Here is a 12,297-nt window from a genome sequence, read left to right on the forward strand (position 1 = left end):
GCCGTTCGTTCGCCCTTGGCGGACGTGTTCGGAAGTCACTGCCCGTTGTCGGTGTCGATCGGTAACGTAGGGACACGGCCGGCCGGAAGGAGGCGCGCGATGACCGTGCTGCTGCGCGAGGCGATCGGTGATCGGCTTCGCCATGCCCGCACCAACCAACGCCGCACGCTGCGCGAGGTCTCTCGGACCGCCCGCGTGAGCCTGGGGTACCTGTCCGAGGTGGAGCGCGGCCGCAAAGAGGCGTCCAGCGAGCTCCTCGCGGCCATCTGCGAAGCACTGGAACTGCCGCTGTCCGAGCTGCTGCACCACGTCGCGTCCGACATCGGCGCCGTCCAGCAGACGCCGGACACGGTGCCCGACACCGTCCCGGACGGGCGGGCGGACCGCGGCAAGCTGGAGGGCGGCCGCGTGCTGCCGTCCACGCTGTCGGACGACCTGTCCGACCTGCGCCTGCAGCCCATGCTCACGCACCGGCTCACCAGCAAGATCGGCGAGACGCCCAAGGCGGTAGTTGCTGCTTGATCCCCCTGTCGTTCCGGCCCCGCACTCCGCCAGGTGTGCGGGGCCGCCTGCATTCGGGTGGCGTGTGGTCCGGGCCACGTGACCGTCTGCAACAAGAACGACTCCCCGTACGTTCAACTGACAACGACGGCGGCGTGCCGGACGCCAGGCAACGGCTTGGCCACAGCACACTGGGTCACCGCGTCGCAGGGCGCGGGTGCGGGCAGGATTGGCACGTCGTCAGACGTGTACTCCTAAGTCCCGGGGTGGGTCAGGGTGTTCCCGGATATCTCCCCGTGTCGGTGGATACGCCGACGCACAATTGAGACGATGGATCCAACACCGGCACCGAGAAGGCAGGGCGTAGGAGATGGCCAGTCCGTTCGTGAAGTTCTGGAAGTACCTGATGGCGTCGTTCTCGACGAAGATCGACGAGCACGCTGACCCGAAGGTGCAGATCCAGCAGGCCATCGAGGAGGCGCAGCGTCAGCACCAGGCGCTCTCCCAGCAGGCGGCAGCCGTCATCGGCAACCAGCGGCAGCTGGAGATGAAGCTGAACCGCCAGCTCGGCGACGTCGAGAAGCTGCAGGCCTCCGCCCGTCAGGCGCTCGTGCTCGCCGACGAGGCGCGCTCGAAGGGCGACGAGCAGAAGGCGACGCAGTTCGAGAACGCCGCGCAGGGCTTCGCCACCCAGCTCGTCACCGCCGAGCAGGGCATCGAGGACCTCAAGACGCTGCACGACCAGTCGCTGCAGGCCGCCGCGCAGGCCAAGCAGGCCGTCGAGCGCAACTCGATGATGCTGCAGCAGAAGCTGGCCGAGCGCACCAAGCTCCTCAGCCAGCTGGAGCAGGCGAAGATGCAGGAGCAGGTCTCCGCGTCGCTCAACCAGATGAGCGAGCTCGCGGCGCCCGGCAACGTGCCGTCGCTCGAAGAGGTCCGCGACAAGATCGAGAAGCGCTACTCCACGGCCCTCGGGTCCGCCGAGCTCGCCCAGAACTCGGTCCAGGGCCGGATGCTCGAGGTGCAGGCCTCGACCACCCAGATGGCCGGCTCGTCGCGCCTGGAGCAGATCCGCGCGTCCATGCACGGCGGCCAGCAGGGCACGCCGCAGCAGGTCACCGCGGGCAACAGCGCGGCGGCGCAGATCCAGGCCGAGATCGCGCAGCGCGTCCAGCAGGAGCAGAAGACCACCCAGCAGCAGGTCCCGCCGGCTCAGCACTGAGCCGCGGGGGAGGAGTCAGCAGGTGATCATGGAGCCCTGGAGAAACCGTCCCAACAACGAGATCGTCCGCAAGGTCGTCGGCGAGTTGGGTGCGTCGCTCCAGGGCCACCCGCTGGCCGAGCAGGCGCGCTACCGCCTGCAGAAGTGGAACGACCCGGTCGCGAAGCTCGAGCGCAAGCGCAAGCGGACCAACGCCGTGCTCACGTTCTGGCTGGTGCTGATCACGATCTTCGGCACGCTCGCCGTCTTCGGCTTCACCGGCGTGCTCGACACGTGGGCCGCGGTCGGCGGCACGATCGGTGCGGCCGTGCCCGGCCTGCTCGCCGTGCGCAGCGGGTTCAAGCTGCGCGAGCTCACCGCGACCCGGCAGCGGCTCGCGCTGTCGCCGCCGCCTCCGCCCCGGCCGCCGCTGCCCGCGCACATCTCGTCCGCGCGGGTGCCGATGGAGAAGCTGCACACCGCCGAGGACGCGATGGCGGAGCTGCTGCGCCAGCTCGACTCGCCCGCGCTCACCACGATGCCGGCCGAGTCGGTCCAGCACGCCCGTCAGACCGCCCTGGAGGCCTCGTCGGCCATCCGCGCGGTGTCCGGGCAGCTGCAGGCCGTCGAACGTGCCAGGGACACCGCACCGCACTTGGAGCGGGCCCAGCTCGTCGAGGGCGTGCGGGTGCTCAGGATCCAGCTGGCGGACGGTGTGGACCGCTACTGCGCGCTGGTCGCCGAGGCGGGCAAGGCGCTGGCGGTGAGCACGCAGTTCCAGGACCCGCGCGAGGTGCTCGACGACGCGACGGACCACCTGGCCGGTCTGGCGTCCGCGATGCGCGACGTGTCCGGCTATTCAGCGCACTGAGATGTAACTCTCTGTGATTGCATACGCCTAATCGACGGTTCTCTCTGGAGATCCTTACGGCGATCGTGTGATTATCAGACCGTTACCTAGCCGTAGTCACTACATGGCGTGGCAGGATTCCGGGGTCGGTCTGCGGGAAGACCGGCTGAAACGCCGGGAGGCAGTGCGTTGGCGTTGTGGACCGTGCACGGGGACGGTCGGATCACCGACAGTGAAACCGTCGCACCCCAGGAACGGGTGAGCTGGCCGCTCACCATCGGGTTCGGAGTGCAGCACCTGGTCGCCATGTTCGGCGCGACGGTGCTCGTGCCCACCGCCACCGGCCTCCCCGTCGCCACCACGCTGCTGTTCTCGGGCTTGGGCACGCTGCTGTTCCTGGTGATCACCAAGAACCGCGTCCCGAGCTACCTGGGCTCGTCGTTCGCGTTCGTGGCGCCGCTCGTGGCCGCCCGCGAGCAGGGCATGGCGGCCCAGCTCGGCGGAGTCGTCGCCGCCGGCCTGCTGGTGATCGTCGTCGGCATCGCCGTGAAGGCCCTCGGCGTGCGGCTGCTCGAGTCGGTCATGCCGCCGGTCGTCACCGGCGCGGTCGTGATCATCATCGGCCTGAACCTCTCGCACCAGGCCACCTCGAACTTCGCGGACCAGCCCGTGCTGGCCGCCGTCACGACCGCGGTCATCCTGCTGGCGGGCGTGCTCGGCCGCGGGCTGCTGTTCCGGTTCTCGATCCTGCTGGGCTTCGTCGCCGTCTGGGCGGGCGGGCTGCTGGCGGGCGCCGTCCCGCAGGCCCGGTTCACCGAGCTGCGCGAGGCGGCGTGGGTGGGCCTGCCGCAGCTGCACCAGCCGGAGCTGCGGCCGTCCGTGGTGCTGCTGATGCTGCCCGTCGTGATCGTGCTGGTGGCGGAGGTCGTGGGCCACGTGAAGGCGGTCGCGGCGCTGACGGGGCGCAACCTCGACGGCAGCGCGGGCGACGCGATCATCGCGAACGGGCTGTCCACGGCCCTGTCGGGCCTCGGCGGTGGCGTCGGGACGACGACGTACTCCGAGAACATCGGCGTCATGGCCGTGACCCGCGTCTACACGACCGCGGCGTTCGCGTTCGCCGGTGTCTTCGCCGCGGCGCTGGCGTTCTCCCCGAAGGCCATCGCGCTGTTCGCCACCATCCCGCCGGGGGTGCTCGGCGGCTGCACGCTGATCCTTTACGGCCTGATCGTGCTGATCGGCGTGCGGATCTGGATGGACCGCGGCGTCGACCTGTCGAACCCGGCGAACGCGATGGTGGGCGGCGCGGCGCTCGTGGCCGGCGTCGGCGACCTGACCATCGAGGTCGGCGACCTGGAGCTCGGCGGAATGGTGTGGGGTTCGCTGCTCGTCGTGATCCTGCACCCGGTCATGCGGTGGCTCAGGGCGGCGCGGCACAGCTGACCGCCACCTCTTCGAGTGGTTTTTTCCCTCCACATCGGACCGATCCTGCATCCGGTCCTCGGAGGGAGTCTCGTCATGGTCGCCGCGTACTACGTGGTGCTCTTCTTCGCCTGCGCCATCATCGCGGGCAGTCTGGTCTCGACACGCATCCGATTGCTGCGTCATCGCCGATGACGTCCTTGGCGTGGTTGATGGTGCCGCTCGCGATGATCGGCATTGTGCGTGTGTGCGTCGTCCTCGTGGCGGCTGACGTCTACGACCTGTCGTTGCACAGGTACCTCCCCCTGCCCTACGAACCCGAGGTGTGGGTGGTCATCCCGGCCTACAACGAGGAGCTCTGCGTCGCCCGCGCGGTCCAGTCCGTTGTGGACAGCTCCTATCCGGACGTGTCGGTGGTCGTCGTCGACGACGGCTCGACCGACGGGACCCTCGCCGCGCTGGCCGGGTTCGGCGACCGGGTGCGCGTCGTCTCCCAGGAGAACGCGGGCAAGGCGGCCGCGATCAACGCCGGCATGCGGCTGGTCGGCGACGGGCTCGTGATGGTGCTGGACGCCGACTCGATGCTGTCCCGCACCGCCGTCGCGAAGATGGTGGCGCACTTCGCGGATCCGATGGTGCTGGCCGCGGCGGCGAACGTGAAGGTGGCCGGGCAGCGCGGCGTGCTGGGGTGGGTGCAGCGCCTGGAGTATGCGGTGGTGCACCGGCTCAAGCAGGGCTACACGGTCTTCAACTGCGAGTACGTCATCGGCGGTGTCGGGTCGATGTTCCGCACGTCGGTCGTGCGCGAGTGCGGCTACTTCGACACCGACACGATGACCGAGGACATCGACTTCTCGATGAAGATCCTGTCGCGGCGCGGGAACTTCGACTGGCGAATCATCTTCGCGGCGGACGCGATCGCCTACACGCAGGCCGTGCCGTCGTTCCGGGGCCTGCTGAGGCAGCGGTTCCGCTGGAAGTTCGGGCGCCTGCAGGCGTTCTACAAGCACCGCTCGCTGTTCTTCGGCTCGACCTGCTCACGCCTGCTGTCGTGGGTGCATCTGCCGTACACGGCGGCGGGCGAGGTGCTCGTGCTGTTCGAACCGGTCTTCGTCTACGTCGTCATCAGCGCGACGTTCCGGACGGGCTGGTTCACCGGCATCCTGCTGCTGTGCGCGGTCTACACGGGCGTGGCGCTGTTCACGATCATCGGTGACCTCACCGAGTCGTGGCGCGCCAAGGCGCCGTTGCTGGCCTTGGCGCCCGTGGCGTACCCGCTGCTGATGGTGATCGTGGTCGTGGACTTCGTGGCGGTGCTGCGGTCGGCGCTCACGGTCCTGCGCGGCTACCGGCCCGCGGGCCGCTGGGAGCACGTCGAGCGCACGGCGCCTCAGCTCCCGGCTGACAGCGCCCGGTTGATCCTCGACAAGAGCCCGGGTCCCTCGTAGATGAACCCGGTGTAGATCTGCACGAGGCTCGCGCCCGCGTCGATCATGCGCTTGGCGTCGTCGGCGGTCGCGATGCCGCCGACGCCGATGACCGGCAGGTCGCTGTTCCTGGTGATGAACCGGACCACGTCGTTCGCGCGCTGGGTCAGCGGCTTGCCGCTCAGACCGCCGGTCTCGTCGCGATGAGCGCTCTTCAGGCCTTCACGGCTGAGGGTGGTGTTCGTGGCGATGAGGCCCTTGATGCCGTTGCCGGCGCACACCTCGATGACCTCGGCGATGGCGTCGTCGGTGAGGTCGGGGGCGATCTTGACCAGCATCGGCTTGGCCGTGGCGCGCGTGAGGGCCTGGACGAGCTCGGTCAGCGCGCCCTTGTCCTGCAGGCTGCGCAGGCCGGGCGTGTTGGGGGAGCTGACGTTGATCGCGTAGTAGTCGCCGTGGTCCCGCAGCGCGGTCAGCGAGTTCAGGTAGTCCTGGACGGCGTCCTCGACCGGCGTGATCTTCGACTTGCCGAGGCTGATGCCGAGCGGCGCCCGCAGCGTCGTCCGGCCGAGCTTCTCGGCAAGCGCTTGCGCACCCGCGTTGTTGAAGCCCATCCGGTTGATGATCGCCTCGTCCTCGCGCAGCCGGAACAGGCGCGGCCGGGGGTTGCCGGGCTGGGCGTGCCAGGTGACGGTGCCGACCTCGACGAACCCGAACCCGAGCGCGGCCCACGCGGGCAGCGCGCGGCCGTCCTTGTCGAGGCCCGCCGCGAGCCCGACGGGGTTGGGGAAGCGGACGCCGAAGACCGTGCGGGGGTTGTTCTGGCCGCGGGCGAACCGCGCGAGCGGGCTCAGCCGCGCCATGGCGGCGAGCGTGGTCTCGTGGACCCGCTCCGCGTCGCCGCCGTGCATTCCGAACAACGCCCTGCGAACCACCTGCTTGTAGACCACGCGCCCACCCTATAACGCCAGTTCAGGATGGGATCGCGGTCACATCGGCCTGGGCACCTTGATCGTTGCCTGCTCGTCGAGCGGCATCCTCGGCTTGGTCCGGAACGTCACCGGCAGCGACCGCAGCCCCCTGCTGCCGAGCGACACCCGCCACCCGAGCGGCTGCGCCGTGTCGAGCGCGAGCCCCGAGCACCGCTCCAGCAGCGTCCGGAACGCCACGTCGCCCTCGAGCCGGGCGAGCGGCGCGCCGAGGCAGAAGTGCATGCCGTGCCCGAACGCGAGGTGCTGCCGGTCCGCCCGCTCGATGTTGAGCTGGTCCGCCCGCGGGTAGCGCGCGGTGTCGTGCTCGGCGGAGGCCAACGACAGCAGCACCACGTCGCCGGCGGGGATCTGCACGCCGCCGATCGTGAGCGGCTGGGAGGCGAACCGCAGCACGTGCGAGGCCGGCCCGTCGAAGCGCAGGAACTCCTCGATCGCGCCCGGCAGCATCGACGACGAGCGCTGCAGCAGTTCGAGCTGCTCCGGGTTGCGCAGCAGGGCGAGCGTGCCGTTGCCGACGAGGTCGACGGCGGTCGTGTAGCCCGCCACGAGCAGCAGGAACGACAGAGAGGCCAGTTCGCTGTCGGTCAGCGCCGCCTCGCCGGTCGTGCGGGCGAGGCCGCCGATCAGGTCGTCGTCGCCGGAGGTCCGCTTGTGCGCCACGAGGTCGCGCAGGTAGCCGGAGGTCTCCTCGCGCGCCGAGGCCGCGTCCCCGTCGGCCAGGCCCGTCACCACGTCGGCCCAGTAGCGGAAGTTCTCCTGGTCGACGGCGGGGACGCCCAGGAGCTCCATGATCACGGTGATCGGCAGCGGGGCCGCGAAGTCCGCGATCAGGTCGCAGCCGCCGGAGTCGGCGAACCCGTCGGCGAGCGACGCCGCGAGCTGCTCGATCCGCGGGCGCAGGGCGGCGATCCGCCGCGGCGTGAGCACGTTCGACACCGCGCGGCGCAGGCGCGTGTGGTCGGGGGCGTCGCTGTTCATCATGTGGTCGGAGAGGTCCCCGAACCACCAAGACGCGAAGTGCGGGTGGCCGCGCAGGGGTTCGGCGAGCGCGGAGCCGTGCGAGGACAGCAGCGGGTTGTCCAGGGCCGCGCGCACGTCGGGGTAGCGGGTCACGAGCCACATCGGCACGCCGAGGGTCTCGACCCGGTGCACGGGGCCCGACTCGCGCAGGTTCTTCAGCACCGAGTACGGGTCGTCGGTGAAGCCCGGGCGCAACGCATCCAGATTTACCGCCATATCGAAGGACACGGCCGGACGGGCGTCTCGGTTCAACCGGATTGGCATTGTGGGCAGAAGTACACGAATCTGCCCTCGATCTCGTCCGATCGGACTCTTGTGCGGCATCGCAAACACGGTCTGCCGGTGCGCTCGAATACGTAGTGCTGGACGCGGAGGTCGCCCGTGGTCGACTGCTCCGGCCGCCACTGGTTGGCCTGCAAGAGCTTCCGCGACAGCGCCACCGCACGTGAGGGGTCCACGGCGGACACCGGGGCCGTCGGCAGAACGCGCAACAGGAAACACACTTCCGCGCGGTAGAGATTGCCGACTCCGGCCATCACCCGCTGGTCCAACAATGCGATCCCGATGGGCCGGGAAGGATCGGCGGTCAACCGCCGAACGGCCTCAGCGGCGTCGAAGTCCTCCGCCAGAAGATCAGGACCGAGATGCGAGATGAGCTCATCTTCGCGCGCTGTCGGAACGAACTCCATGTCGTGCAGCGCGAATCCGATGGCCTGCCGGTCGTCGACCTCGAACACCGCGCGGGCCTGGTGCGCGGGACGGCGCCAGCGCTCGCCCGGCCGGTAGAGGTGCCACGAGCCGTCCATCCGGAAGTGGCTGCGCAGGCTGTTGCCGTCGGAGAAGTGCGTGAACATGTGCTTGCCGTAGGTGCGCACGCCGAGCACGTCCAGGCCCGCCAGGTCGATCGTGGCGAGCCTGGGGTGGCGCAGCTCGCCCTTCAGCAGCGTCTTCCCGGCGAGCGCGTCGTGCATGCGCTTGCCCGCGAGGAAGACGGTGTCGCCCTCAGGCATCCACCGCTTCCTGGATCTCGTCGTCGTCGAAGTCGTGGTGCACCGCGCGGCGCCGGCTGCGGGAGATCCGCTGGATCCGGGCGAGCAGCAGGTTGAACGCCAGCGCCACCTCGCGCGCGCCCGGCGTGCCCCACTCGTGGATCGGCATGCACGCGCCCTGCGCCTGCTGCACCGCGAGCCGGTCCGGCAGCGCCACCGGCATCACCAGCGGGCCGAAGATGTCGCGCAGCTCCTCGATGCGGAACTGGTGCTCGTGCGAGCGCGGCCGCACCCGGTTCACCACGACGCCCAGCGGTTGCAGGTCGGCGTTGTTGGCCTCACGCTCGTTCTGCACGGCCTCGAACGCCCGCTGCACGCCCGCCACGGCGAACATCGTCGGCTCGGTGACCAGCAGCGCCCGGTCGGCCGCCACCAGCGCCGAGCGGGTCAGCTGGCCCAGCGAGGGAGGGCAGTCCATCAGCACGAGGTGGTACGGGAACTCGTCGTACATGTCGCGCAGTGTTCGCAGCGCGTCTTTCAGCCGGTGCAGGCGCGACTCGTTCGGATCCGGGTGGTTGAGCAGCTCGGCGTCCTCGGACCCGGACAGCACGTCGATGCCGTCACCCCATCTGCTGGGGCGGATCGCCTGTTCCAGGTTCTCCTCCGACGGGTCCTGCAGGACGTCGTAGATGCTGGCCTTGGACTCCTCGGGTTCCAGCGTCGACGTGGCGTTGCACTGCGGATCGAGGTCGATCACCAGAGTGCGGACGCCACGGCGCAGGGCGGCAGAGGCCAGGCCGAGCACCACCGTCGTCTTGCCGACGCCTCCCTTGAGGCTGAGCACGGACACCGTATGCACAGACCTACTCTAGGGTCTCCTACTCTGTGTGCCATGCGACCGGACGCCGTACAACGGGTGCTCGACGCCGAACTGGCCGCCGCGCGGGAGCGCAGGGGCGGTGAACCGCCGCGCGTGCTCGACGTCGGCGGTGGCAGCGGCGTCTGGGCCGTTCCCCTCGCCGCGGCGGGGTGCGCGGTCACGGTCGTGGAGCCCTCCCCGAACGCGCTGGCGACGCTGAACACCCGTGCGCGCGAGGCCGGCGTGACGATCGACGCGGTCCAGGGCGACACCGACTCGCTGGGCGTTCCCGCAGGTGAGGCCGATCTGGTGCTGGCCCACGGGCTGCTCGAGGTCGTCGACGACGCACCCGCCGCACTGGCCGCGCTGGCCGTCGCCGTGGCGCCCGGCGGCGCGGTGTCGGTGCTGGTCGCGAACCGGTACGCGGCGATCCTGCACCGCGCGATCGCGGGCCGGATCGTCGACGCGCGCAGGCTGCTCGACGACGAGGCGGGCCAGCTGGCGGGCACCCGCGACCCGTTGCAGCGCCGCTTCGACGTGGCGAATCTCGAGAAACTCGTCCTCGAATCCGGTCTGGCTGTCGAGATCCTGCAGGGTCACGGCGTAGTTTCTGACCTGGTGCCCGGAGTGGTGCTCGACGCCAACCCCGGTGCCGCGGACGCGCTCGCCGAGCTGGAACTGGCCGCTGCCACGCGGTCCCCGCTGCGCGACGTCGCCGCCCGCCTGCACGTGCTCGCCCGCCGTACCGCCTGACAGCGTTTGCATTCGGGACTTCTGGTCCCGGGGAGTGGTCCCGAACGAGTTGGCGGCGAAAGATGATGTCTCCGCTGCCGAAGTAGGGAACCGACGCGATGGAAAGTTCCGACCTGCTGGCCTCCCTGGTCAACGAGGCCGTTGCGGGTGACCGGCTCGCCGTGGAACGGCTGCTGGCGTCCGTGCGGCCCCTCGTCGCGCGGTACTGCCGTGCGCGCGTTGGCCGCCATGAGCGCGCGTACGCCTCCGCGGACGACGTGGCCCAGGAGGTCTGCCTGGCGGTCCTGACGGCTCTGCCCTCCTATCGCGAACAGGGCAGACCTTTCCTCGCGTTCGTCTACGGCATCGCCGCCCACAAGGTCGCGGACGCGCACCGGGTGTCGGCGCGCAACCGGTCCGAACCGGTCGCCGAGGTGCCGGACGGGCCGTCGCTCGCGATCGACCCCGAGGAGAACGCGCTGCTCGGCTCGCTCTCGGTGCGCCTGGGCCGGCTGCTGCGGGTGCTGCCGGACAAGCAGCGCGAGATCCTGCTGCTGCGGGTCGTCGCGGGGCTGTCGGCGGAGGAGACCGCGGAGGCGACCGGCTCGACGCCGGGGGCCGTCCGGGTGGCCCAGCACCGCGCCCTGGCGAAGCTGCGGACCTCGGTGGGGGTCGAGGAGCTGATCTGACGGGCCTCGGGGGCTCTCGGTCAGACCGTCGTGGGCAGGAAACGGCCTCGGGCAATTACTCGCCACGAAATCACCGAATCGGCGGAACGAGCCGGTTTCGATTACGTGGAGTGGTTGCTCAACGCCTGTCACTCCCTGCTGTCTGTTGCTCCATCCGGGTGACAATTGAAGTTTCTCCATACTTTCCGCATAAGGAGTGACGGATCGCACGTCTCCTCTCCGGGACGAAGACGAGGGGACCTTTCGGATGGAGACTTCGGCAGTCAACGCGGAGCTGGTCAGACTGGCTGTGCTCGGCGACGGCAAGGCCACTGATCTGCTGCTTCGCTATTTGCGACCGCTGGTGGTGAAGTACTGCCGCGCGCGGGTCGGCCGGTCCGCGACGACCGCGGACGACGTCGCCCAGGACGTGTGCCTGGCCGTGCTGACGGCGCTGCCGAACTACCGCGAGCAGGGCCGGCCCTTCCTCGCGTTCGTCTACGGCATCGCGGCGCACAAGGTCGCCGATGCTCATCGCGCGCTCGCTCGTAACCGTGCGGAGCCGGTGGCCGAGGTGCCGGACCAGGCCGTGCGCAGCGGGGGACCGGAGGACCGCGTCCTGCAGGGCGAGCTGAACGGGACGCTCGGGCAGCTGCTGCACCTCCTGCCGGAGAAGCAGCGCGAGATCCTCGTGCTGCGCGTCGTGGTGGGGCTGTCGGCGGAGGAGACCGCGGAGGCCGTGGGGTCGACGCCGGGTGCCGTTCGTGTTGCCCAGCACCGTGCGTTGGGGCGACTTCGCAAGGAAATCACTGCTTTGAGTGTCCCGATCGGGTGACATTCGTTTGCATTTGTGACAAGTAGTGCGGAGTGCGTGGGGTGGACGCACCCAAACGACATACCTAGAGGGCAGGAAGACGCCGACATAGGGACCAGGGGGCATGGGAAGTTCGGACTCAGCGCTTGCCGCCGACCGGCTGCGCACAGACGGGGTGCTGATGCAGCACTTCCGCGAGTGGGGGCTTTCCGGCCCGCGCTGGGAGGAGTTCCACCGTCAGCTTCTCGCCCATGGTCTCGAAGTTGTTACGAAGCTCGTCCGCTCGGGTGCGATGTTCGCCCGCTGCGACCAGCAGGGCCGGTTCCTGCAGCGGCAGGAGATCCCGCCGCAGGAAGCGGAGGAACTGGCGAGCGACGCGGTGTACGAGGGGTACGTCATCTTCCGCGACCGGGGGCTGCTCGGCCGGGAGTGGACCGTCGAGCACGGCCAGCCGTTGAACGAGTACTTCGTCAACGCCTGCGTGCTCGCGTTCCCGAACGTCTACCGCCGCTGGCAGACGCGGGGGAACGGCTGGCAGGACGTGCGGCTGGTCGACACCGTGGCCTCGCTCGAGAACGTGGTGACCGAGGGGACCCCCGAGGACGCCGTCATCGAGCAGGACGCCGTCAACGCGGCGTTCGCGGCGCTGAGCGAGGACAACCGGCGGCTGCTCTTCCTCCATGACCAGGGCTACTCGCACGCGGAGATCGGTGAGCTCTTGCGGCTCACCCCGCGTGCGGTCGAAGGACGGATCCGGCGCGCGAGGCTCTCCGTGCGCCGGCTTCCAGAAGAGGAACGGTGATCTGCGTGGAGTTCACACCC

Annotated in this window: 13 protein-coding genes; 9 read left to right on the forward strand and 4 right to left on the reverse strand. The window is 69.8% G+C overall.

The window, feature by feature from the left end; all coding sequences use genetic code 11:
• Window positions 1–99: 99 nt before the first annotated feature.
• From ACFWGZ_RS04480 to ACFWGZ_RS04500, 5 genes are all read left to right on the forward strand, one after another.
• Window positions 100–522, forward strand: coding sequence for a helix-turn-helix domain-containing protein (locus ACFWGZ_RS04480; RefSeq protein ID WP_382450051.1), 423 nt, complete (start codon window positions 100–102; stop codon window positions 520–522).
• A gap of 349 nt (window positions 523–871) precedes the next feature.
• Window positions 872–1,723, forward strand: coding sequence for a PspA/IM30 family protein (locus tag ACFWGZ_RS04485; protein ID WP_382450052.1), 852 nt, complete (start codon window positions 872–874; stop codon window positions 1,721–1,723).
• 28 nt (window positions 1,724–1,751) lie between these two features.
• Window positions 1,752–2,573: a hypothetical protein gene (locus tag ACFWGZ_RS04490; RefSeq protein ID WP_382450053.1), complete on the forward strand. Its 822-nt coding sequence runs from the start codon at window positions 1,752–1,754 to the stop codon at window positions 2,571–2,573.
• Window positions 2,574–2,810: 237 nt separating this feature from the next.
• On the forward strand, window positions 2,811–3,995 hold the full coding sequence (locus ACFWGZ_RS04495; RefSeq protein ID WP_382450054.1) for a uracil-xanthine permease family protein: 1,185 nt from the start codon (window positions 2,811–2,813) through the stop codon (window positions 3,993–3,995).
• 206 nt (window positions 3,996–4,201) lie between these two features.
• A complete protein-coding gene (locus ACFWGZ_RS04500) occupies window positions 4,202–5,422 on the forward strand; it encodes a glycosyltransferase (protein WP_382450055.1) in 1,221 nt (406 codons plus the stop codon).
• On the opposite strand, the gene ACFWGZ_RS04505 is transcribed toward ACFWGZ_RS04500, so the two are convergent.
• From ACFWGZ_RS04505 to ACFWGZ_RS04520, 4 genes are read right to left on the reverse strand one after another with little or no spacing between them, the layout of a single operon-like run.
• On the reverse strand, window positions 5,365–6,351 hold the full coding sequence (locus tag ACFWGZ_RS04505) for a quinone-dependent dihydroorotate dehydrogenase (RefSeq protein WP_382450056.1): 987 nt from the start codon (window positions 6,349–6,351) through the stop codon (window positions 5,365–5,367). The two genes, ACFWGZ_RS04500 and ACFWGZ_RS04505, sit on opposite strands and share 58 nt — an antisense overlap.
• Before the next feature lie 39 nt (window positions 6,352–6,390).
• The gene (locus ACFWGZ_RS04510) at window positions 6,391–7,608 is read right to left on the reverse strand and encodes a cytochrome P450 (RefSeq protein WP_382450057.1); all 1,218 of its coding nucleotides are present in this window, start codon (window positions 7,606–7,608) and stop codon (window positions 6,391–6,393) included.
• Window positions 7,609–7,661: 53 nt separating this feature from the next.
• Window positions 7,662–8,423, reverse strand: coding sequence for an Fpg/Nei family DNA glycosylase (locus ACFWGZ_RS04515; RefSeq protein ID WP_382450058.1), 762 nt, complete (start codon window positions 8,421–8,423; stop codon window positions 7,662–7,664).
• Window positions 8,416–9,261: a ParA family protein gene (locus ACFWGZ_RS04520; protein WP_382450059.1), complete on the reverse strand. Its 846-nt coding sequence runs from the start codon at window positions 9,259–9,261 to the stop codon at window positions 8,416–8,418. Before ACFWGZ_RS04520 ends, ACFWGZ_RS04515 begins: the two co-directional genes overlap by 8 nt.
• Window positions 9,262–9,294: 33 nt before the next feature.
• Here ACFWGZ_RS04520 and ACFWGZ_RS04525 point away from each other — a divergent pair, with 33 nt between their 5' ends.
• From ACFWGZ_RS04525 to ACFWGZ_RS04540, 4 genes are all read left to right on the forward strand, one after another.
• Entirely contained in the window at window positions 9,295–10,014 is a 720-nt protein-coding gene (locus ACFWGZ_RS04525; RefSeq protein WP_382450060.1) for a class I SAM-dependent methyltransferase, read from the forward strand.
• A gap of 98 nt (window positions 10,015–10,112) precedes the next feature.
• Complete coding sequence (locus tag ACFWGZ_RS04530) at window positions 10,113–10,682, forward strand: sigma-70 family RNA polymerase sigma factor (protein WP_382450061.1); 570 nt, start codon at window positions 10,113–10,115, stop codon at window positions 10,680–10,682.
• Between the two features lie 247 nt (window positions 10,683–10,929).
• The gene (locus ACFWGZ_RS04535; protein WP_382450062.1) at window positions 10,930–11,496 is read left to right on the forward strand and encodes a sigma-70 family RNA polymerase sigma factor; all 567 of its coding nucleotides are present in this window, start codon (window positions 10,930–10,932) and stop codon (window positions 11,494–11,496) included.
• Between the two features lie 103 nt (window positions 11,497–11,599).
• The gene (locus tag ACFWGZ_RS04540; protein WP_382450063.1) at window positions 11,600–12,277 is read left to right on the forward strand and encodes an RNA polymerase sigma factor; all 678 of its coding nucleotides are present in this window, start codon (window positions 11,600–11,602) and stop codon (window positions 12,275–12,277) included.
• Window positions 12,278–12,297 lie beyond the last annotated feature (20 nt).

It is taken from the genome of Lentzea sp. NPDC060358 (assembly GCF_042725365.1).
Lineage (GTDB): Bacteria > Actinomycetota > Actinomycetes > Mycobacteriales > Pseudonocardiaceae > Lentzea.

What these genes read in the sequence shown, in the direction of transcription:
- ACFWGZ_RS04480 (WP_382450051.1), top strand. Translation starts at nt 100, where the DNA reads ATGACCGTGCTGCTGCGCGAGGCGATCGGTGATCGGCTTCGCCATGCC.
- ACFWGZ_RS04485 (WP_382450052.1), top strand. Translation starts at nt 872, where the DNA reads ATGGCCAGTCCGTTCGTGAAGTTCTGGAAGTACCTGATGGCGTCGTTC.
- ACFWGZ_RS04490 (WP_382450053.1), top strand. Translation starts at nt 1,752, where the DNA reads ATGGAGCCCTGGAGAAACCGTCCCAACAACGAGATCGTCCGCAAGGTC.
- ACFWGZ_RS04500 (WP_382450055.1), top strand. Translation starts at nt 4,202, where the DNA reads ATGATCGGCATTGTGCGTGTGTGCGTCGTCCTCGTGGCGGCTGACGTC.
- ACFWGZ_RS04515 (WP_382450058.1), bottom strand. Translation starts at nt 8,423, where the DNA reads ATGCCTGAGGGCGACACCGTCTTCCTCGCGGGCAAGCGCATGCACGAC.
- ACFWGZ_RS04525 (WP_382450060.1), top strand. Translation starts at nt 9,295, where the DNA reads ATGCGACCGGACGCCGTACAACGGGTGCTCGACGCCGAACTGGCCGCC.
- ACFWGZ_RS04530 (WP_382450061.1), top strand. Translation starts at nt 10,113, where the DNA reads ATGGAAAGTTCCGACCTGCTGGCCTCCCTGGTCAACGAGGCCGTTGCG.
- ACFWGZ_RS04535 (WP_382450062.1), top strand. Translation starts at nt 10,930, where the DNA reads ATGGAGACTTCGGCAGTCAACGCGGAGCTGGTCAGACTGGCTGTGCTC.
- ACFWGZ_RS04540 (WP_382450063.1), top strand. Translation starts at nt 11,600, where the DNA reads ATGGGAAGTTCGGACTCAGCGCTTGCCGCCGACCGGCTGCGCACAGAC.